Annotated in this window: 18 protein-coding genes; 9 read left to right on the plus strand and 9 right to left on the minus strand. The window is 70.7% G+C overall.

Annotated features, from left to right (window positions below):
- The first annotated feature begins 44 nt into the window (after nt 1-44).
- Entirely contained in the window at nt 45-3,788 is a 3,744-nt protein-coding gene (locus ACZ61C_RS38455; protein WP_465312840.1) for an ABC transporter ATP-binding protein, read from the plus strand.
- An 86-nt stretch (nt 3,789-3,874) separates the two neighbouring features.
- A complete protein-coding gene (locus tag ACZ61C_RS38460) occupies nt 3,875-4,420 on the plus strand; it encodes a DUF4291 family protein (protein WP_465312887.1) in 546 nt (181 codons plus the stop codon).
- On the opposite strand, the gene ACZ61C_RS38465 is transcribed toward ACZ61C_RS38460, so the two are convergent.
- Nucleotides 4,417-4,689 (minus strand): hypothetical protein, encoded by a 273-nt coding sequence (locus ACZ61C_RS38465; protein WP_465312841.1) that lies wholly within the window; start codon nt 4,687-4,689, stop codon nt 4,417-4,419. The genes ACZ61C_RS38460 and ACZ61C_RS38465 overlap by 4 nt on opposite strands.
- Nucleotides 4,690-4,947: 258 nt before the next feature.
- Between ACZ61C_RS38465 and ACZ61C_RS38470 the strand changes: the two genes are divergently transcribed.
- Complete coding sequence (locus ACZ61C_RS38470) at nt 4,948-8,664, plus strand: multifunctional oxoglutarate decarboxylase/oxoglutarate dehydrogenase thiamine pyrophosphate-binding subunit/dihydrolipoyllysine-residue succinyltransferase subunit (RefSeq protein WP_465312842.1); 3,717 nt, start codon at nt 4,948-4,950, stop codon at nt 8,662-8,664.
- 54 nt (nt 8,665-8,718) lie between these two features.
- Here ACZ61C_RS38470 and ACZ61C_RS38475 read toward each other — a convergent pair whose 3' ends face one another.
- The gene (locus ACZ61C_RS38475; protein ID WP_465312843.1) at nt 8,719-9,396 is read right to left on the minus strand and encodes a hypothetical protein; all 678 of its coding nucleotides are present in this window, start codon (nt 9,394-9,396) and stop codon (nt 8,719-8,721) included.
- 111 nt (nt 9,397-9,507) lie between these two features.
- Here ACZ61C_RS38475 and ACZ61C_RS38480 point away from each other — a divergent pair, with 111 nt between their 5' ends.
- Nucleotides 9,508-10,026 (plus strand): GNAT family N-acetyltransferase, encoded by a 519-nt coding sequence (locus ACZ61C_RS38480; protein ID WP_465312844.1) that lies wholly within the window; start codon nt 9,508-9,510, stop codon nt 10,024-10,026.
- On the opposite strand, the gene ACZ61C_RS38485 is transcribed toward ACZ61C_RS38480, so the two are convergent.
- Genes ACZ61C_RS38485 through ACZ61C_RS38500 form a run of 4 tightly spaced genes read right to left on the minus strand, consistent with a single transcriptional unit; the run spans nt 10,023 to nt 13,361 of the window.
- A complete protein-coding gene (locus tag ACZ61C_RS38485) occupies nt 10,023-10,910 on the minus strand; it encodes an ABC transporter substrate-binding protein (RefSeq protein WP_465312845.1) in 888 nt (295 codons plus the stop codon). The two genes, ACZ61C_RS38480 and ACZ61C_RS38485, sit on opposite strands and share 4 nt — an antisense overlap.
- Entirely contained in the window at nt 10,907-11,599 is a 693-nt protein-coding gene (locus tag ACZ61C_RS38490; protein WP_465312846.1) for an ABC transporter permease, read from the minus strand. Before ACZ61C_RS38490 ends, ACZ61C_RS38485 begins: the two co-directional genes overlap by 4 nt.
- Nucleotides 11,596-12,279, minus strand: coding sequence for an ABC transporter permease (locus tag ACZ61C_RS38495; RefSeq protein ID WP_465312847.1), 684 nt, complete (start codon nt 12,277-12,279; stop codon nt 11,596-11,598). Before ACZ61C_RS38495 ends, ACZ61C_RS38490 begins: the two co-directional genes overlap by 4 nt.
- Complete coding sequence (locus ACZ61C_RS38500; RefSeq protein ID WP_465312849.1) at nt 12,276-13,361, minus strand: ABC transporter ATP-binding protein; 1,086 nt, start codon at nt 13,359-13,361, stop codon at nt 12,276-12,278. The genes ACZ61C_RS38495 and ACZ61C_RS38500 overlap by 4 nt, the downstream gene beginning before the upstream one ends.
- Before the next feature lie 93 nt (nt 13,362-13,454).
- Between ACZ61C_RS38500 and ACZ61C_RS38505 the strand changes: the two genes are divergently transcribed.
- On the plus strand, nt 13,455-14,861 hold the full coding sequence (locus tag ACZ61C_RS38505) for a bis-aminopropyl spermidine synthase family protein (protein ID WP_465312850.1): 1,407 nt from the start codon (nt 13,455-13,457) through the stop codon (nt 14,859-14,861).
- An 86-nt stretch (nt 14,862-14,947) separates the two neighbouring features.
- Here the strand turns inward: ACZ61C_RS38505 and ACZ61C_RS38510 are convergent, their stop codons facing one another.
- A complete protein-coding gene (locus tag ACZ61C_RS38510) occupies nt 14,948-16,129 on the minus strand; it encodes an NAD(P)-dependent malic enzyme (protein WP_465312851.1) in 1,182 nt (393 codons plus the stop codon).
- A gap of 374 nt (nt 16,130-16,503) precedes the next feature.
- Between ACZ61C_RS38510 and ACZ61C_RS38515 the strand changes: the two genes are divergently transcribed.
- From ACZ61C_RS38515 to ACZ61C_RS38525, 3 genes are all read left to right on the plus strand, one after another.
- Nucleotides 16,504-17,109 (plus strand): dTDP-4-dehydrorhamnose 3,5-epimerase family protein, encoded by a 606-nt coding sequence (locus ACZ61C_RS38515; protein WP_465312852.1) that lies wholly within the window; start codon nt 16,504-16,506, stop codon nt 17,107-17,109.
- Between the two features lie 64 nt (nt 17,110-17,173).
- A complete protein-coding gene (locus ACZ61C_RS38520; protein ID WP_465312853.1) occupies nt 17,174-17,599 on the plus strand; it encodes an SRPBCC family protein in 426 nt (141 codons plus the stop codon).
- A complete protein-coding gene (locus ACZ61C_RS38525; RefSeq protein WP_465312854.1) occupies nt 17,596-18,030 on the plus strand; it encodes a MarR family winged helix-turn-helix transcriptional regulator in 435 nt (144 codons plus the stop codon). The genes ACZ61C_RS38520 and ACZ61C_RS38525 overlap by 4 nt, the downstream gene beginning before the upstream one ends.
- Here ACZ61C_RS38525 and ACZ61C_RS38530 read toward each other — a convergent pair.
- Nucleotides 18,020-19,630, minus strand: a complete 1,611-nt coding sequence (locus ACZ61C_RS38530) for a GMC oxidoreductase (protein ID WP_465312856.1) — start codon at nt 19,628-19,630, stop codon at nt 18,020-18,022. The two genes, ACZ61C_RS38525 and ACZ61C_RS38530, sit on opposite strands and share 11 nt — an antisense overlap.
- Nucleotides 19,631-19,765: 135 nt before the next feature.
- Here ACZ61C_RS38530 and ACZ61C_RS38535 point away from each other — a divergent pair, with 135 nt between their 5' ends.
- Nucleotides 19,766-20,434 carry a hypothetical protein gene (locus ACZ61C_RS38535; RefSeq protein ID WP_465312857.1) on the plus strand — a complete coding sequence of 223 codons (669 nt, stop codon included), beginning with the start codon at nt 19,766-19,768 and terminating at the stop codon, nt 20,432-20,434.
- Here ACZ61C_RS38535 and ACZ61C_RS38540 read toward each other — a convergent pair.
- Nucleotides 20,431-20,904 carry a hotdog fold domain-containing protein gene (locus tag ACZ61C_RS38540; protein WP_465312858.1) on the minus strand — a complete coding sequence of 158 codons (474 nt, stop codon included), beginning with the start codon at nt 20,902-20,904 and terminating at the stop codon, nt 20,431-20,433. The two genes, ACZ61C_RS38535 and ACZ61C_RS38540, sit on opposite strands and share 4 nt — an antisense overlap.
- Nucleotides 20,905-20,965: the final 61 nt, after the last annotated feature.

The following is a 20,965-nucleotide window of genomic DNA, read 5'->3' on the forward strand; positions in this document are numbered from 1 at the left end:
GTTCGGGGAAATATTTTGTCGGTGCCGGCGCTTACTGTGACAACGTGACCCTCGCTCCGCCCCGCTCCCGTCAAGAGCTCCCACCTGCCGAGACCGTCGGCTGGGTCCGCAGGCTGTCCGCCGCGGCCTGGGAGCACCGCGCGATCGTCGTGCTGTCGCTGACCGCCGCCGTGCTCAGCGTCGGTGTGCAGGCCGCGAGCCCGCTGCTCGTGCGCTCGGCGGTGGACGACGCGGTGGCGGGGCAGACCGGCGCCCTGCCCGGGATCGCGGCCTTGCTGGTGACGTTGCAGCTGGTGGCGTTCGGCACCGCGTTCCTGCGCCGGTACTTCGGCGGGAAGCTCGCGCTGGACGTCCAGCACGACCTGCGCCAGCGGGTGTTCAACGCGGTTTCGCGGCTGGACGGCGGAAAGCAGGACGCGCTGCGCACCGGCCAGGTCGTCTCGCGCGCCATTTCGGACCTGCAGCTGGTCACCGGGATCCTGATGCAGATCCCGCTCTCGTTCGGCTCGGTGATCTTCGCGCTGCTGTCGTTCGTCGCGATGCTGTGGATGTCGCCGGTGCTGACGCTGATCGCGCTGGTCGTCACGCCCGCGGTCGGCATCATCGTGACGCGCAGCCGCAAGCGCCTCTTCCCGGCGACGTGGTCGGCGCAGCAGCGCGCGGCCGATGTGGCGCAGCAGGTCGAGGAGACCGTCACCGGCGTTCGCGTGGTCAAGGGCTTCGGCCAGGAGACGCGGGAAGTGGGCCGGCTCGAGAAGACCGCGCGCAAGTTGTTCGGGGAGCGGCTTCGCGCGGCGAAGCTGTCCGCGGTCCCGACGGCGACCACCGCGGCCCTGCCCGCCGCCGGCCAGGTCGCCGTGCTCGGCATCGGCGGTGTCCTCGCGCTGAACGGCTCGATCACGCTCGGCACCTTCCTCGCGTTCGCGACCTACCTCGCGACCCTGATCGGCCCGGCCCGGATGCTGTCCGGCCTGGTCGTGCAGGCCCAGCTGACCCGCGCCGGCGCCGAGCGCGTGTACGAGCTGATCGACGCGCAGCCCGAGGTCGTCGACGCTCCCGACGCGCGGCCGCTGCCGGAGGGGCCGCTGGGTGTGGAGCTCGACGGCGTCCGCTTCGGGTACACCCGCAGCGAACCGGTGCTGGACGGGCTTTCGGTCACCGCGAACCCGGGCGAGACCCTCGCGCTGGTCGGCACCGCGGGGTCGGGGAAGTCGACGATCTCGTTGCTGCTGCCCCGCTTCTACGACGTCCACGCGGGCTCGGTGCGGGTCGGCGGCCTCGACGTCCGGGACGTGCCCCTGCGGCAGCTGCGCCAGGCCATCGGCGTGGTCTTCGAAGAGGCGTTCCTGTTCTCCTCCTCGATCCGGGACAACATCGCGTACGGCCGCCCGGACGCGAGCGACGAGGAGATCGTCGCCGCGGCGCGCGCGGCCGAGGCGGACCAGTTCATCCGCGCCCTGCCGGAGGGCTACGAGACGCTGGTCGGCGAGCGCGGGCTGACGCTCTCGGGCGGGCAGCGGCAGCGGCTCGGGCTGGCGCGCGCCCTGATCACCGACCCGCGGATCCTCGTCCTGGACGACGCGACGTCGGCCATCGACACCGTCACCGAGGCGGCGATCCACGACACCCTGCGCTCGGTCACCGCGAGCCGCACGACCCTGCTGATCGCGCACCGGCGTTCCACCCTGGCACTGGCCGACCGGATCGCGGTGCTGGACGAGGGCCACGTCGTCGACGTCGGCACCGAGGCCGAGCTGATGGCGCGCTGCCCGCTGTTCCGCGAGCTGATCGCCGGCCCGGGTGACGACGTCGAGGAGAAGCACCGCTGCGAAGGCCTCGACTGCGGCCCGGCCGGGGTGACGCCGTCGCTCTGGCCGCGAGCCGAGCGCGACGAGGTCGAGGACCTGGCCGAGGCGGCGCGCCGGCGCAGCGGCGACCCGAACAGCAGCGGGTTCGTCGGCGGGGGCGGCGGCCTCGACGTGCCGCCGACCCCGGAGCTGATCGAGGGCGTGCGACGGCTCCCGGCCGCCACCGACGAGCCGCGGCTGTCCGATGTGGACGTCACCGCGCCCGACCCGCGGTTCCGGCTGGCCCGGCTGCTGCGCCCGGTCCGCTGGCCCCTGCTGCTGGTGATCGGGCTGGTGGCGGCGGACGCGGCGGCGTCGATCGCGCTGCCGGGGCTCTACCAGTTCGGCGTCGACCACGGCGTCCGCACCGGTGTCGAGTGGATGATCTGGCTCGCCGCCGGGATCGGCGCGGCGGTGATCGCGGCCGACTGGCTGGTGGTGTTCGCGCAGACGCGCCTGACCTCACGGGTCGGCGAGACGGTGCTGTACGCGCTGCGCGTCCGCAGCTACGCGCACCTGCAACGGCTCGGGCTCGACTACTACGAGCGGGAGCTGTCCGGGAAGATCATGACCCGGATGACCACGGACGTCGACGCGCTCTCCACGTTCCTGCAGACCGGGCTCGCCACGGCGGTCGTCAGCGCGCTGACGCTGGCCGGCATCACGGCCGCGCTGCTGGTCACCGACGCCGGGCTGGCGCTGTTCGCGCTCGCGATGGTGCCGGTGCTGGTGGTGGCCACGGTGATCTTCCGGCGCGCGGCGTCGAAGGCGTACAACGAGGCCCGCGAACGGGTCAGCGTCGTGAACGCGGACATGCAGGAGAACGTCAGCGGGCTGCGCGTCGCGCAGGCGTACACGCGCGAAGACCGTTCCGCGGCGGCGTTCGCCTCGCGCAGTGACGACTACCGGCGCTCGCGGCTGCGGGCGCAGCGGTACGTCGCGACGTACTTCCCGCTGGTCGCGCTGATGTCCGACCTCGCGATGACCACGGTGCTGGTGGCCGGCGCGAACCGCGTCTCGGCGGGCACGCTGTCGGCCGGGGTGCTGCTCGCGTTCCTGCTGTACCTGCAGCAGTTCTTCTCTCCGATCCAGCAGCTGTCGTCGGTGTTCGACGGCTACCAGCAGGCGCGCGTCGGCCTGGACCGGATCGGCGACCTGCTGCGGACGCCGACGTCGGTGCCCGCGGCGGACAACGCCGTGGCGGTGCCGGAGCGGTTGCGCGGCGAGGTTTCGTTCAAGGAGGTCGAGTTCTCCTACGCCGGCGCGGAGAGCAAGGCGCTGGCGGAGTTCTCGCTGGACGTCGCGGCCGGCGAGACGATCGCGCTGGTCGGCGCGACCGGCGCCGGGAAGTCGACGGCGGTGAAGCTGGTGGCGCGCTTCTACGACGCCACCGGCGGCGAGGTCCGGGTCGACGGCACGGACGTGCGCGAGTACGAGCTGGCCGGGCTGCGGCGCCGGATGGGCGTGGTGCCGCAGGAGGCGCACCTGTTCTCGGGCACGGTGGCCGACAACGTCCGCTACGGGCGGCCGTCGGCGTCCGACGCCGAGGTGGAGGCGGCGGTCCGGGCGGTGGGCGCGTTCGACGGCGTCGCTGCCCTGTCGGCCGGGTTCCTGCAGCCGGTGGGCGAACGCGGGCGGTCGCTGTCGGCCGGGCAGCGCCAGCTCGTGGCCCTGGCCCGGGCTGAACTGGTCGACCCGGACGTCCTCCTGCTCGACGAGGCGACGGCGGCCCTGGACCCGTCCACGGAGGCCGCGGTCCTGCGCGCGACGGAGCACCTGGCCCGCCGCCGCACGACGTTCGTGGTCGCCCACCGCCTCGCGACGGCGTCCCGCGCGGACCGCATCGTGGTCCTGGACCACGGCCGGATCGTGGAGACCGGAACCCACGAGGAGCTCCTGGCGGCGAACGGCTACTACGCCCGCCTGTGGTCCCTCGGCTGATCCGGTCACCCGACTTTCGTCGCCAATCACGCCGGATCCGGGGTCGACGCGTGGCCGAGGTCACCCCGCGCTGGGAGCATGGCGGGATGTTCGAAGAGAAGCGGGTCCCCGACCGGCAGGTCCGCGCCGCGCAGACCGAGACGACCGTCCGGGTCTACCAGGCCTGCTCACCCGCGGTCGCCGACGCCGCGCTCGCGAAGCAGACGTTCGCGGAGCGGGGCGGCACGACGTGGCTCGTGCCGTCGTTCCGCTGGGTGGCCTCCTCGACCGGCTACGGGAGCAAGCCCGGCCAGGAGCGGATCCTGGCCGTCGACCTCACCCGCGACGGCTTCGAGCAGGCCCTCGCCCGGTCGGCCGACGGCGGCCCGGTGCTCGTTCAGTGGGACGCGGAGCGAGACCTCGACCACACGGCGCTCGACTTCGCCGCGATCCGGCTCGGCCTGACCGGCGAAGCCACCGACCGCTACGCCGAGGAGTGGATCACCGCCATCACCGACGTGACGCCCGTGCTGCGTGACATCTCGGGCCTCCTGGCCACCGACCAGCTGCACAAGGCCGTGAAGCTGGTGCCCCACGAGCCGCCGTACCCGCTGTCACCGAGCCTCGCGAAGGCCGTCGGCGCCGCGGGCTAAGGCAGCGCCCGCCACTTCAGGGAGCCCATCCCGGCCGCCTCGACGTCCGGCTGCGAAGCCCACCGGACCGTGCCCGGCCGGACGTGCACCCCGGCGCCGACCAGCCAGTCCGGCTCGTCCGGCGACACGTGCTCCATCTCCTCGAAGTCGGCCAGCGTCGGCCAGACCGCTTCGCACGAGTCGCACATCAGCACGACCGTGCCGGACTCGGTGACCAGGGGCCGGACCAGCCCCTGGTCCCAGAACGACGGACATTCGACCAGCCACATCCACCCAGGAGAACCCGCGCCGGTGAACACCCGCGGGCGACGGCGCGAACCCCGCCTGAAACCCCTCGAAACCCTGTACCGGGTCCAGGGCTTAAGGTTCCCTTAGCACATCTTGATCGAGTCAGTGACCGATCCCCTAGTGCGCCACGCCTCACACAGGCCGGTTCCATCACATCGGCGTCACCGAGGGGGTTAGCCTGGTAGGCGCATCAACGGATTCAAGATCGAGATCGAGACGGATAGAGGCGAGCCCAAGCCGTGTCCAGCAGCAGCCCTGCGTCACAGTTCGGCCCCAACGAGTGGCTGGTCGAAGAGATGTACGACCAGTTCCTCGCAGACCCCAGCTCAGTCGATGCCGCGTGGCACGACTTCTTCGCGGACTTCAAGCCGACGCAGAGCGCCCAGGCCAAGGCGGACAACGCCCGGCAGAAGGCCGACGCCAAGCCCGCGACCAACGGCCAGGCGTCGGCGCCGTCGTCGAAGGCGGTGCAGAACGCGGAGTCCGCGGCCAAGCAGACGTCGACGCCGGCCGCGCCCGCGAAGGCGGCGCCCGCGAAGGCCGCCCCGAAGCCGGCCGCCAAGGCCGCGCCGAAGGCCGAGGCCAAGACGGACGCGAAGCCGCAGGCCAAGGACGAGCCGGAGTCGAAGCAGCTGCGCGGCGCCGCGGCCGCCATCGCGAAGAACATGGACGCCTCGCTGAGCGTCCCCACCGCGACCAGCGTGCGCGCGGTCCCGGCGAAGCTGATGGCCGACAACCGCATCGTCATCAACAACCACCTCAAGCGCACCCGCGGCGGCAAGATCTCCTTCACGCACCTCATCGGCTACGCGATGGTGCGGGCGCTGAAGAACTACCCGAACATGAACCGGCACTACCAGCAGATCGACGGCAAGCCGTTCGCGATCACGCCGGAGCACGTCAACTTCGGGCTCGCCATCGACATGAAGGGCAAGGACGGCTCGCGCAACCTCGTCGTGGCCTCGGTCAAGAGCACCGAGGACATGTCGTTCCTGCAGTTCTGGCAGGCCTACGAGGACGTCGTCAAGAAGGCCCGCAACAACAAGCTCACCGCGGACGACTTCGCCGGCACCACGATCTCGCTGACCAACCCGGGCGGCATCGGCACCAACCACTCGGTGCCGCGCCTGCAGGCCGGCCAGGGCGCGATCATCGGCGTCGGCGCCATGCAGTACCCGGCGGCGTTCGAGGGCACCAGCGAGAAGACGCTGGTCGACCTCGGCATCAGCAAGATCATGACGCTGACCTCGACGTATGACCACCGCATCATCCAGGGTGCGGAGTCCGGCGAGTTCCTCAAGCGCATCCACCAGCTGCTGCTCGGCGAAGACGGCTTCTACGACGACGTCTTCACCAGCCTGCGCCTGCCGTACGAGCCGATCCGCTGGGTCGCCGACATCCCCGAGGGCCCGGTCGACAAGACCGCCCGCGTGATCGAGCTGATCGACGCGTTCCGGATGCGCGGCCACCTGATGGCCGACACCGACCCGCTGAACTACCGCCAGCGCAGCCACGCCGACCTGGACGTCCTGTCCCACGGCCTGACGCTCTGGGACCTCGACCGCGAGTTCCCGGTCGGCGGTTTCGCCGGCCAGGAGCGGATGAAGCTGCGCGACATCCTGGGCGTGCTGCGCAACTCGTACTGCCGCACGGTCGGCATCGAGTACACGCACATCCTCGACCCCGAGGAGCGCCGCTGGATCCAGGAGCGCGTCGAGATCCCGCACGAGAAGCCGGACCCCGCGGTCCAGAAGTACGTGCTCTCGAAGCTGAACGCCGCCGAGGCGTTCGAGACGTTCCTGCAGACCAAGTACGTCGGCCAGAAGCGGTTCTCGCTCGAGGGCGGCGAGACGGCGATCCCGCTGCTCGACACGCTGCTGGACAAGGCCGCCGAGCACGAGCTCGACGAGGTTGTCATCGGCATGCCGCACCGCGGCCGGCTGAACGTGCTGGCCAACATCGTCGGCAAGCCGATCAGCCAGATCTTCCAGGAGTTCGAGGGCAACCTCGACCCGGGCCAGGCGCACGGCTCCGGTGACGTGAAGTACCACCTCGGCGCCGAGGGCAAGTACTTCCGGATGTTCGGCGACGGCGAGACGAAGGTGTCGCTGACGGCGAACCCGTCGCACCTGGAGACCGTCGACCCGGTCCTCGAGGGTATCGTCCGCGCGAAGCAGGACCTCCTGGACAAGGGCGGCGAGGGCTACACCGTGCTGCCGGTCCTGATGCACGGCGACGCGGCCTTCGCGGGCCAGGGCGTCGTCGCCGAAACGCTGAACCTGTCGCTGCTGCGCGGGTACCGCACCGGCGGCACCGTGCACGTGATCGTCAACAACCAGGTCGGCTTCACGACCGCGCCGGAGCACTCGCGCTCGTCGCAGTACGCCACCGACGTCGCGAAGATGATCGGCTCGCCGATCTTCCACGTGAACGGTGACGACCCGGAGGCCGCGCACTGGGTGGCCAAGCTGGCCGTCGAGTACCGGCAGGCGTTCCACAAGGACGTCGTCATCGACCTGATCTGCTACCGCCGCCGAGGCCACAACGAGGGTGACGACCCCTCGATGACGCAGCCGGCGATGTACGACATCATCGACACGAAGCGTTCGGTGCGGAAGACCTACACCGAGTCGCTGATCGGCCGCGGTGACATCTCCGTCGAAGAGGCCGAAGCCGCGCTGCGCGACTTCTCGAGCCAGCTGGAGCACGTCTTCAACGAGGTCCGGGAGCTGGAGAAGCACCCGGCGAAGGCGAGCCCCTCGGTCGAGGAGGAGCAGCAGGTCCCGGCCAAGGTGGCGACGGCGATCACCACCGAGACGCTGGAGCACATCGGCGACGCGTTCGTGAACGTGCCCGAGGGCTTCACGCCGCACCCGCGCGTCAAGCCGGTCATGGAGCGCCGCCACAAGATGTCCCGCGAAGGCGACATCGACTGGGCGTTCGGCGAGCTGCTCGCGTTCGGGTCGCTGGCGATGGAGGACCGCCTGGTGCGGCTGTCCGGCCAGGACTCCCGCCGCGGCACGTTCACCCAGCGGCACTCGGTGTTCATCGACCGCAAGACGGGCCAGGAGTACTCGCCGCTGCAGAACCTGGCCGAGGGCCAGGGCCGCGTGATGATCTACGACTCCGCGCTGTCGGAGTACGCGGCCGTCGGCTTCGAGTACGGCTACTCGGTCGCCAACCCCGAGTCGCTGGTCATGTGGGAAGCGCAGTTCGGTGACTTCGTCAACGGCGCGCAGACCGTCATCGACGAGTACATCTCCTCGGGCGAGGCCAAGTGGGGCCAGCGCTCGGACGTCGTGCTGCTGCTGCCGCACGGCCACGAGGGCCAGGGCCCGGACCACACGTCCGGCCGCATCGAGCGGTTCCTCTCGCTGTGCGCGGAGGGCTCGATGACGGTGGCGGTGCCGTCCACCCCGGCGAACTACTTCCACCTGCTGCGCCGCCACGCCCTCGACGGCATCCAGCGCCCGCTGGTCGTCTTCACGCCGAAGTCGATGCTGCGCAACAAGGCCGCGACGTCGGCGACGAGCGACTTCACCGGCCAGAGCCGGTTCATGTCGGTCATCGACGACGTGACGCCGGACCCGGCGAACATCCGCAAGGTGCTGCTGACCTCCGGGAAGCTGTACTGGGAGCTCGTCGCGGAGCGGACCAAGCGCGAGGCGCACGACGTCGCGATCGTGCGGATCGAGCAGTACTACCCGCTGCCGAAGCGGAAGCTGGTGGCGGCGCTGGAGCGCTACACGAACGCGACCGAGGTCGCGTGGGTGCAGGAGGAGCCGGAAAACCAGGGCGCGTGGCCGTTCTTCGGCCTGAACCTGCCCCGGAAGTTCCCGGAGCTGCTCTCGGGCCTGCAGGTCGTGTCGCGCCGCCCGATGGCGGCGCCGTCGGCCGGCTCGTCGAAGGTGCACGAGGTGGAGCAGAAGGCGCTGATCTCGAAGGCGTTCGACTGATCGCTTGACCACGGCGAAGGCCCCCGCACGATGGTGCGGGGGCCTTCGCCGTTCTCAGCCGAGTGACTGCGACGCCGCTTCCGCCAGCTTGTGCGCGTTGCGCCGGCAGCGGTCCACGTTCCGGTCCTGCTCGTCGGCCGCCTGGACGAGCACGATCACGTCGACGTTGCCCTGGTAGAACCGCACGCCGCACTGCAGGCTGTCGCTGCCGTGCGGGTCGGTGTCCGCGGCCTTCGTCGCCTGCCCGATCCCGGCGGCGATCGGCTTGCCGCCGTCCTCGACAGCGTTGTCGTACCCCGCCGCGGCGTACCGGGTGCCCGCGCCCGAGCCGGGCTCCACCGACTTCGACAGGTACATCGTCACCTGCCCGGACGAGGACCCGGACTTCATCCAGGAGCAGCTCAGCTGCATCAGCTCGAGCTCGTCGTCCGAGGAGCTGCCGGGCTCCGGCGGAGCGTCACGCACCAGCGGCGGCAGGCCGTTCATCCGGCTGCCGACCGCCGGGCACCGCGGCAGCGAGGTGTACTTGTCCGGCTCGCCGGCGGGTGACGTCGTGGGCGCCGGCAGAGACCGCTTCTCGTTCCCGGGTGTCAGCAGGAAGAACGCGCCGACACCGGCGCCGGCCAGCACGAGGACGCCGGCCACGACCAGGACGACGATCAGCGCGGTCTTCCCGCCGGGCTTCGGCGGCGGGTAGCTGGGATACTGCGGATAATAGGGTCCTTGCTGCACGATCCGGACATTAGGCCAAACGCTGCGCCAGAGCTGGCGTTTCGGGACAAACCACCCGGACGGTCCGGAATCGATTTCCCTCTTTCGCCGGTTCGCGGCAAGGTGACGACCATGCTGATCCGCCGCGAAACCCCCGCCGACCGGGCCACGATCCACTGGATCCACAGCGAGGCGTTCCGGCGCGAACCCGGCGTGACACCGGTGGAGGCGCCTCTGGTGGACGAGCTGCGCGCCGACGGCGACCTGGTCGACGCGCTGTCCCTGGTGGCGCTGCGCGACGGCGAGCTGGTCGGGCACGTGTGCTGCAGCCGGGCCCGGGTCGGCGACGACACGACGTCGGCGGTCGGGCTCGGCCCGCTCGGAGTGCTGCCCGCACACCAGGCGACGGGTGTCGGCTCGGCCCTGATGCACGCGGTCCTCGCCGCAGCGGACGCCCTCGGCCACGGCGTGGTGGTCCTGCTCGGCAGCGACGTCTACTACCCGCGATTCGGCTTCGTGACGGCGTCGACGCTCTCGATCACCGCGCCGGACCCGAGCTGGGGCAAGCACTTCCAGGCTCGGGCGTTGACGGGCTACAAGCCGACGCAGTCGGGCGCGTTCGAGTACGCACCGGCCTTCTCACGGATCTAGGACTTCAGGTTGTTGCGCGCCAAGAAGTCCTCGGCGATATCCAGCGGGTTCCGCTTCTCCTCCGTGAACTCGACGTTCAACCGGGTCAGCTGCTCGGTTGTCAGCGCCGCCGAGACGCGGTTCAACGCGGCCGTCTCGGAAGGCGACAGCGTCCCCTTGGCCACCAGCGGCACGATGTTCTGCGCCGGGAACATGTTCTTGTCGTCGACCAGCGGCACGAACCCGTTCGCCTGGATCGTCGACGACGTGCTGAACAGGTCCGCCACCTGGACGTCACCCGACTTCAGGGCCGCCACCGTCACCGGACCGCCGGTGTCCGTCGTGCGGATCTCCTTGAACTCGCAGCCGTAGAGCTTCTTGATCTGGTCCTTCCAGCGGCTGCTCCACTGGCCCGGCCCGCCGAACACCAGCTCGCCACAGCGCTTCCCCAGGTCCGAGAACGTCTTGATGCCCGACGAAGCCAGCTGCGCTCCGACGACCAGCAGGTCCTTGTCCTCGGCCGGCGCCTGGTCAAGCACTTCGAAACCCGCCGGGATCTTCTGGCGAAGCTGCGCGTACACGTCCTGGGACGTCGTCGCGGAAGTGTTCTTGTCGAAGTACCGCAACAGGTTCCCGCTGTAGTCCGGCACCACCGACAGCGACTTGTCCTGCAGCGCCTTGACGACGACCTCGCGGCTGCCGACCGGCGGCCGCACGGTGACGTTCGTCGCGCCCGCGTTCTTCAGCGCGCCGGCGTAGATCTGGGCCAGCAAAAGGCTTTCGCCGACGTCGGACGCGCCGATGATGATGTCCCCGTTGGACCCACCCTCGCCGCCGCCCGCCAGCGGGTTGCCACAGCCGGCCACCAGAACCAGGGCGGCCACCACAAGACCGAGGCGCTTCATGCCGTCACCTTCTTGCCGGTCGCCGCCGCGGCCGCGAGGCGGACACCACGCGGCACCAGCGCGCGGTTCAGCAGCGCGAACAGGACGTCGAGCACGATCGCGAGCACCGTCGTCAGCAACGCGCCGGCGATCACCTCGGAATAGTCCAAAATGGCCAGTCCGTCGAGCAGGAACCGGCCCAAGCCACCGAGTCCGACGTACGCGGCCACCGCGGCCGTCGCCACGAGCTGCAGCACGGCGTTGCGGATCCCGCCGAGCACGAGCGGCAGCGAGATCGGCACCTCGACCTTCCAGAGCCGCTGCCAGCCCGTCATCCCGATGCCCTGGGCGGCGTCGACGACGCCGTGGTCGGTCGCCTGCAGCCCGGCGTACGTGCCGGCCAGGATCGGCGGCACGGCCAGCACCACGAGCCCGATGATCGTCGAGGTGACGCTTTCGGTGAAGAGCAGGAACAAGAACGTGACGAGCCCGAGCGTCGGCAGTGCGCGAATCGCGTTGCCCACGCTCACCAGCGCGACGCCGCCGCGTCCGGTGTGACCGACGAACAGTCCTAACGGGACAGCGATCACCAACGCGATCACGAGCGCCAGCACCGTGTACCCGAGGTGCTCCAGCAGCCGCTGCGGGATGCCGTCCGGGCCGGACCAGTGCGCCGGGTCGCCGAACCAGTGGAAGAGATCGGTGATCATGCGACGGCCACCCCCGCGTTCCCGGCCCGTTCCCAAGGTGTCAGCAGGTTCCGGATCCCCACCAGGACCAGGTCGACGACCAGGGCCAGTACCAGCGTCAGCACGATGCCGACGACGATCGGCGAGAAGTACTCACGCTGGAAGCCGTCGGTGAAGAGCACGCCGAGGCCGCCGGTGCCGATCAGCGCGCCGACGCTGACCAGGCTGATGTTGCTCACCGACGCCACCCGCACGCCGGCCGCGAGCACCGGCACCGACAGCGGCAGTTCGACGGCGAAGAAGAGCCGCGCCGGCTTGTAGCCGACCGCCGTCGCCGCGGCGGTCACCGGCGGCGGCACGGCGTCCAGCGCGTCGAGCACCGGGCGGACCAGCAGCGCCGTGGTGTAGATCGTCAGCGCGACGACGACGTTGACGCTGTCCAGGATCTTCGACCCGATCAGACCGGGGATGACGACGAACAGCGCGAGCGACGGGATCGTGTAGAGCAGGTTGGCCAGCACCATGAGCACCGACCGGGCGGGCGCCCAGCGGTGCCCGAGCCAGCCGGCCGCGATCGCCAGCACGATGCCGATGACCAGCGGCAGCAGTGCGAGGTAGACGTGGTCACCGAGGTCACCGAGGATCTGTTCGCGGTTGTTGCCGCTGCCCAGGTACCGCCCGAGCTCGTCGAAGAAGCTCATGAGGCCTGGGGCGTCGCCTCGATCACGTCCAGGACCTGTCTGGCGACGACACCGCCGAGCACGCGGTGGTCTTCGTCGACGACCACGCCGAGGCTGGCCGGGGACGACAGCGCGGCGTCGAGCGCGCCGCGGATCGGCGTGCCGTGGATCCACAGCGAGCCGCCGGCGACGAGGTCTTCTTCGGACAGTGCGCCGTCCACTGTGGAGTTCGGCGGCAGCCAGCCGCGGGGCTGCTTGTCGGCGTTGACCCCGAGCCGCCAGCCGTCGCTCGCCGGCACCGTCGCCCCGATCTCGACCAGCTCGATCTCCTTGATCTCGACACCTTCGGCGGAGAGGAAGGACAGGCCGCGGTAACCGCGGTCGCGGCCGACGAACGACGCGACGAAGTCGTCCACCGGGTGCCGCAGCACGTCGGCGGGGGTGCCGTACTGGGCGAGCTTGCCGCCGACGCGCAGCACCGCGACCTTGTCGCCGAGCCGGACGGCCTCGTCGATGTCGTGCGTGACGAACACGATGGTCTTGCCCAGCTGGGACTGCAGCCGCAGCAGCTCGTTCTGGAGGTCCTCGCGCACGATCGGGTCGACGGCGGAGAACGGCTCGTCCATCAGCAGCACCGGCGAGTCCGCGGCGAGCGCGCGGGCGACGCCGACGCGCTGCTGCTGGCCGCCCGAGAGCTGGGCCGGGTACCGCTTGCCGAGCTCGACCGGCAGGCCGATGGTCTCGAGCAGCTCGGCCGCCCGCTTGCGCGCCTTCGCCTTGTCCCAGCCGGACAGCAGGGGCACGGTGGCGATGTTGTCCAGCACCGTCCTATGTGGAAAGAGCCCGGCGTGCTGGATGACGTAGCCGATGCCGCGGCGCAGCAGCGCGGGGTCGCCCTCGGCGACGTCCTTGCCGTCGAGCAGCACCTGGCCGCCGGTGGGCTCGATCATCCGGTTGATCATCCGCAGCGACGTCGTCTTGCCGCAGCCGGACGGACCGACGAACACGGTGATCGTGCCGTCCTCGACCGTCAGGTTCAGCTTGTCGACGGCGACCGTCCCATCGGGATACTGCTTGGTCGCGTCGCGGAATTCGATCGTCACTTGCCCACTCCCCATGTCAGGTCCAATCGACCGTAGCCGAGTCGGCGGTGGTTGGCACGCTGTTCCGGCAGGTGGTGACTACGCTCTGAGGACGTGAACTCCCTCGACGACGTCCTCGCCAAGCACGGCGTCGGCGTCCGCCCGCTGCACCGCGTCATCGACCTGCTGCGCACCGGCGACCACGACCTCGGCGAGCTGGTCCGGCTGAGCACGGCGCCCCGGCGCAGCGTCGAAGACGTCCTCGCCGCTTTGGGTGACGACCTCGACCGCAGCGGCGACCGGCTGCGGATCTCCCCCGGCGTCGCGGCGTCGTACCTGCAGTACAGCGCGCCGGGTTACGCCGACCCGCTCGACGAAGCCGTCGCGACGCACGAGCTGCTGCCGAAGGTCGCCGAGTGGGTGGCCGAGGTGCCGCCGCCGCTGGCCGCGCTCGACCACGTCCAGGCCACGCCGGAGACCGTCCTGCGCCGCGCGCTGTGGCTGGACGCGCGCTACGACCTCGCGTCGGCGCGGCTGCTGTTCCTCGGTGACCACGACCTGACGTCGCTGGCGGTGCGGGCGGTCTGCCCGGCGGCGTCGCTGACCGTCGTCGACCTCGACGAGCGGGTCCTCGCCTACCTGGACGACCGCGGCGAGCGCGAGATCCGGACCGCGCACGCCGACCTGCGCGTCGGCCTGCCGCCGGCGGTGAACGGCTTCGACCTGGTGTTCAGCGATCCGCCGTACACGCCGGAAGGCATGGGCCTGTTCGCCGCGCGCGGGGTGCAGGCGCTGCGGGAGCCGAGCGAGGGACGGCTGCTGTTCGCGTACGGCTACAGCCCGCGGCACCCGGCGCTGGGCGCGCAGGTTCAGCGGTCACTGGCCACGCTCGGGCTGACGTTCGAGGCGATCCTGCCGGGCTTCAACTCCTACTTCGGCGCGCAGGCGATCGGCAGCGCGGCGGACCTGTACGTCTGCCAGCCGACGGCGAAGGCCAAGAAGGTCCGCAGCGGCAAGACGATCTACACGCACGGGCCGCAGTCGGTCGAGGCCGCCGGCACAAAACCGGCGCTGCTGGAGAAGCTGAAGGAGATCGCGACCGCGGACGGGCTCTCGTTCGAGTCGCGCCCGGTGGACTGGTCGATCTCCGGCCCCGAGGGTGACGCGGTGGCGATGGACCTCTCGGCGGACCCGGGCCCGTGGCTGCTGCGCACCCTGCTGGGCACGAACGCCCGCAGGCTCGCGCTGCTGCTGCCGAACGCGCACCCGGACCTGGCTTCCCAAGCCGCGCAGGAAGCTCTCGCCGCGCTGGTCCGCGACAAGTACGCGCTGCGGTACCGGCGCAGCACCCCGGACAACCGGCACGCGGTGGTGGTCGCGGACGCGGTGGAGCACCAGAGCGAGGTGCTCACCCGCGCCCACGCCCGGCTGGCGAACGTCGCCCTGGACGTCCCCGAAGACCTGCGGGACCTGCGCCTGGTCGACGTCCCCCGCCACCGCCTCCCCGCCCTGCTGGACTGAAACCGCAAAGCCGCACTTTCACGTGAAAGTGCGGCTTTGCGGTTCAAAGCGGCACTTTCACGTGAAAGTGCGGCTTTCGAACGTGGTCAGGCCGTGACGCCGTCGGTCTCCGCTGCCTTCGCCACCGCGGCCGCCACCTCGGGCGCGACGCGCGGGTCGAGCGGCGAGGGGACGATGCGGTCCGGGCCCAGGTCGTCGGTCGCGACCGAGACGATCGCCTCGGCGGCCGCCAGCTTCATGTTCTCCGTGATCGCCCGCGCGCCGGAGTCGAGCGCGCCGCGGAAGACGCCGGGGAACGCCAGCACGTTGTTGATCTGGTTCGGGAAGTCGCTGCGCCCGGTGGCCACGATCGACGCGTAGCGCGCGGCGACGTCCGGGTGCACCTCCGGGTCCGGGTTGGACAGCGCGAACACGATGCCGCCGCCCGCCATCCGGCCCAGCAGCGACTCCTCGATCGTCGCGCCGGACAGGCCGAGGAACACGTCCGCGCCTTCGAGCGCCTCGGCGAGGCCGCCGCGGAGGCCCGCCTTGTTCGTCGTCGAAGCCAGCCGCTGCTTGATCGGGTTCAGGCCGTCCCGGTCGGTGTGGATGATGCCGCGCGAGTCGAGCACGGTGACGTCGCCGATGCCGGCCTCCTGCAGGATCCGCGCGCAGGCGACCCCCGCCGCGCCGGCGCCGGAGACGACGACGCGCTGGTCGGCGATCGCCCGGTCGAGGACCAGGTTGGCGCCGCGCAGCGCGGCCAGCGTGACGATCGCCGTGCCGTGCTGGTCGTCGTGCATGACCGGGCAGTCGAGCGCCTCCTTGAGCTTGTCCTCCAGCTCGAAGCACCGCGGCGCGGAGACGTCCTCGAGGTTGACCGCGCCGAAGGACGGCCGCAGCCGCACCAGCGTCTCGACGATCTCGTCGACGTCGGTGGTGTCCAGCACCAGCGGGATCGAGTCGAGGCCGCCGAAGGTCTTGAAGAGCACCGACTTGCCCTCCATGACCGGCAGCGACGCGCTCGCGCCGATGTCACCCAGGCCGAGCACGGCCGTCCCGTCGCTCACCACGACGACGAGCCGGTCCGCCCACGTGTACCGCTTGGCCTTCGCGGCGTCCTCGGCGATGGCGCGGCTCACCTTCGCCACCCCGGGGGTGTACGCGATCGAAAGGTCACGCGGGCTGGAAATCGGCCGGGTGGCCGCCACCGAGAGCTTGCCGCCCTCGTGCCCGGTGAAGATCTCTTCGTCGGTGACCGGCGCGACGGCGCCGGTGGGGTCGCTCATGGGGTTTCCTGTCGTCGGTTCCGTGATTCCTCCAGTAGGAATGACGGAACTCGCGGTATGGACGTGGGTCACTGGAATTACTCCTGGGCCTGCGAGCGGGGGACCACAACAGCGGGAGCGAAGGCGCACCCAACTGACGGGCTGACTCCTCCGGCACGGCAGCCCAGCGCGGTAGCGCCGGCCTGTCGGCGAGGCGTCACGTCGGCCATCGGTGCCGTGGGTCTGGCGATGGCCGCGGACGCGGCGGTCCAATCATTGTGACAGGTCCGCCCGCGCGGTGGACCCCTCGGTGCGGTTGATGTCACACCGGCGCGTATTTCCGGCAATTCCCAAGACGTCTGTCCGGTTTTTATGGCACCGGATAAGCTGGGGCCATGCAATTCCGCCGGCTGAACATCCCGGACGCCTACGTGTTCTCCCCCCGGGTCTTCCCCGACGACCGTGGCCACTTCCTCGCCCCCTTCCAGGAGGACGTCTTCCGCGAGGCGGCCGGCCACCCGCTGCGGCTGGGCCAGTCCAACGAGAGCGTGTCCCGCCGCGGCACCATCCGCGGCATCCACTTCGCCGACACGCCGCCCGGCCAGGGCAAGTACGTCTACTGCCCGCGCGGGTCGTTCCTCGACGTCATCGTCGACCTCCGCGTCGGCTCACCGGCGTTCGGCTCCTGGGACAGCGTCCTCGTCGACTCCCGCGAGCACCGCGCCGTCTACCTCGCCGAGGGCCTCGGCCACGGCATCTTCGCCCTCGAGGACGACACGGTGATGGCGTACCTCTGCTCGGAGCCGTACAACCCGGGCGGCGAGCACGGGATCACCCCGCTCGACCCCGTGCTGGGCCTGCCCTGGCCCACGGACATCGATCCGGTCCTGTCGGACAAGGACCGCGCCGCGCCCACGCTGGCCGAGGCCCGCGAGCAGGGCCTGCTCCCGCTGTACGAAGACTGCGTCGCCTACTACGACAAGCTGCGTTCGGCGCACTGATCATCGCCGAGCTGCGCGAACTTCGAGCTTGCAGATTTAGTAAGCGCGCATATAGTCTGCTCGCATGACACTTTTCGAGTACGAGCACACCGAGACGTCCACCGCGCCCGCCGCCGCGATCTGGCCGCTCTGGGCCGGCACCGCCCGCTGGCCGGAGTGGGACGCGGGCGTCCGCTCGGTGGTCGTCGACGGCCCCTTCGCCGCCGGCACGAGCGGCACCATGACGATGGACGGCCTGCCGCCGATCCCGTTCACGTTGACCGAGGTCACCGAGGGCCGGAGCTTCACCGACGAGACCCGGCTGCCGGACGCGCACCTGCGGTTCGAGCACGTCCTGACCGAGGTCGACGGCGGCACGCGGATCACCTACCGCGTCACGGTCGACGGGCCCGAGGGCTTCGGCGAGCAGGTGACCGAAGACACCCCGGACGCCATGCGCGCACTGGCCCGCCTGGCCGAGACGACCCATGCGGCATCCTCGCGGGTATGACCGCCCCGGAGTCCCGCCTGCCCGGCCCCGAGCGCAGCCCCGGCTTCCTGCTGTGGCGCGTGACGCTGGCCTGGCAGCGGGCGATGCGGGCCGCGCTGGCCCCGCACGACCTCACGCACGTCCAGTTCGTGCTGCTCACGACGACGTGGTGGCTCACCCGCTCGGGTGAGCCACCCACCCAGCGGCAGCTGGCCGGGCAGGCCGGGACCGACACGATGATGACCAGCCAGGTCGTCCGCAAGCTCGCCGAACGCGGCCTGCTCGCCCGCACCGACGACCCGGCGGACGCCCGCGCGAAGCGCCTCGAAGTCACCGAAGCGGGCCTAGCCCTGGTCGCGAAGGCGCTGAAGGACGTCGAAGCGGCCGACGCCGAGTTCTTCGCCGCCACCGACGACGGCTTTGTCGGCTCGCTGGCGAAGCTCAGCCCCTGAAGTCCTCGGCGAGCACCCGCTCGATGTTGCGCTCGGCCAGCGCGGTGATCGTCACGAACGGGTTGACGCCGGTGCTGCCCGGGATGAGCGAGCCGTCCGTGACGTACAGGTTCCGGTAGCCCTTGACGCGGCCGTAGCCGTCGGTCGCCTCGCCGAGCACCAGCCCGCCCAGCGGGTGGTAGGTGAAGCGGTTCTCGAACGGGCGGGTGTCGCCGAACAGGTCGTGGCGGTAGATCGTCCTGTTCGCCCGGTTGACCTTGTCGAACAACGCCTTGGCGGCGTCGATCGACGGCTGGCCCTGCGACGCCGTCCAGCGCAGCTTCGCCGAGTCGCTCGCGGCGTCGTAGGTGAAGTGCCCGCGTTCGGGGTTCTTCGTGATCGCCAGGTAGAGGCTGACCCAGGTCTCGATCCCGGCGGGCACCGGCGCGATCTCGGCGAACGCGGGGTGCACCGGGTCGGACCGGTTGTCGATGCCGAGCGCGGGCATGCCGGACTGCAGGCTGCCGGTGGTGTCCCAGACGTGGTTGGCGCGGCCGCACATGACGTTGCCGTTGGTGCCCCACCCCTGCCCGACGGCCTCGGGCAGCTCCGGCAGCCGCCCGGTGTCGCGGGCGCGCACCAGCAGCTCCGTCGAACCGAGGCTGCCGGCGCCGAGGAACAGATGCTTCGTGGTGACGTGCCGGGTCGCGAGCACCGTGCCGCGCTCGTCGCTCTCGCGCACGACCAGCGTGTACGCGCCGTCGGGCTGGTGGATGATCTCGCGCACCTCGTGCAGCGTCTTGATGGTCACCCGGCCGGTGCCGAGCGCGGCGGCGAGGTAGGACTTGTCGAGCGAGCGCTTGCCGTGGTTGTTGCCGTAGATGACTTCGGACGCGTCGGCCGAGCGCGGGACCGTGCCCGCCTCCTCCCGCCGCAGGTAGTCCATGTCGTACACGCTGGGCACGAACACCGTGCCGAACCCGGCCTTGCGCGCGGCCTTCCGCGAGACGCGGGCGTACTGGTACGACCGGCAGGTCTCGAACCACCGCGGGTCGACGACGTTGACACCGAGCGCGGCGTTCGCCCGAGGGAAGTACTTGCCGTACATCTCGGCGGCGTCGACCGACGGCAGGATCTCCTCGAAGTAGGACCGCTTCGGCGTCACCGCCATCGCGCCGTTGACCAGGGAGCCGCCGCCGACCCCGCGACCGAGATACACCGCCATGTCTCCGTAGTTCACTCGGTCGAGAACACCGGCGAAGCGCCCGATGTCGCGGTTGGCCAGGTCGAGCCAGAGGAACGACGCGAGCGGCGCCTCGGTGCGGTCCTTGAACCACATCGCGCGCTCGTCCGGGGTGAGCATCGGGCAGAAGACCTTGCCGTCGGCGCCCGGGGTGGTCCACAGCCTGCCCATTTCGAGCATCAGCGTCGCCACGCCTGCCTCGCCGAGCCGCAACGCCGTGACGGCGGCGCCGTAGCCGGTGCCGACGACCACGGCCGGGGAGTACTCCGGCAGTGGCGCGGCGGTCGCGGGCAGCGTCGAGACCGTGGTCAGCCCGAGGGCGGCGGCGGAGTTGAGGGCGGCGAGGCCGAGGAACCGGCGGCGGGAGAAAGCAGACATGCGCCGATCATGACCCAGTTCAGTGAACAGTGTTAACTAATCAGAACGTGTTTCACCCGGTCGAGGGAAATTTCGGGTCTTCCCCTGGGGGCGATCCCGGATGTCCGCGCCGCGCGGTGCGAGCAAGCTCACCGCATGAAACTTCTCGCACTGGGGGTGGCCGCGGTCGCCGTGGCCGCACTGGGGGTCGCGCCCGGGACGGCGTCCGCCGACGAGCTGCCGACGTTCGATTTCGCGGACTGCCCGGCACCGCCGCCGAACGCCGACCCGGGCACGTGGCGCTGCGAAGCCTTTGTCTCCCAAGGAAAACTGACGATCGGCGGCCGGGAGATCCCGCTCGGCGAGCTTCGGCTGACGTTCAGCGAGGGCCGGGTGAACGGCCAGTACGCGCAGACCTTCGGGGCCCTGCGGCACGCGCCGGTGCGCGTCCCCGGCCTGGCGGGCGCGACGATCCAGCTGCGGTACGGCGGTTTTTCGGACTTCCAGAGCACCGACGAGCGGCGCGGCGAGCTCGACGTCTACGCCGTGCTGCGGCACCCGTTGCTGCGCAAGGACTGCAGCATCGGGACGGCCGTGAAGCCGCTGCACACCATCGTGCACGACGACCCGGCGGTGCCGCCCACGGTGCTCTCGCAGGACCCGCCGACGTTCCACTTCGGCGTGGTCGACCCGGACCTGAAGCTGCCCGCCACGCAGGGCTGCGGCGCGCTCGGCCGGCTCGCCGACCGGCAGCTGGGCCTGCCGTCGCCGGCAGGCGAGAACACGTTCCACCAGACGACGTACGTGCGGTACAAGCCGCTCTAACGCTTCTTCGGCGTCACCCAGATGGTGATCGTCCCGGTGACCACGGCCCGGCCGTTCGTGTCCGAAATGGTCACCGGGACCGGGAGCTCGAAGCCTTCGTCGCCGAACTCCGGCAGCTCCGGCACCGACGCGACCGCGCGCAGGCTCGTCTCCGCCTTCGCGACGTACTCGACGGTCATGCCCTTCGGCAGCCAGCGGTGCGTCGGCGGGACCGTCGCTTCGGCGAGCATGCCCATCGCGATCTCGGCGAGGTTGCAGGCCGCGATCGCGTGGAACGTGCCGATGTGGTTGTAAACACCCCACCACTTCGGCGCGCTGACCTCGCAGTGCCCGGGCCGCAGCTCGCGCACCGAGGGCAGCACCGTGCGGAAGTACGGCACGCGCAGGCACATCGCGGCGCTGAACAGCTGTTTCCCGCCCGGCTTCGCGGCCAGCTTGTGCCACAGCGCGAACGTCGGCGTCTCGGACATGCGGTTCTCCTCCAGCTAAGCTACTGCTCAGTAGCTAAGCAGACGTCCGGCCGCCCGGCAA

It is taken from the genome of Amycolatopsis sp. NPDC104587 (assembly GCF_055583645.1).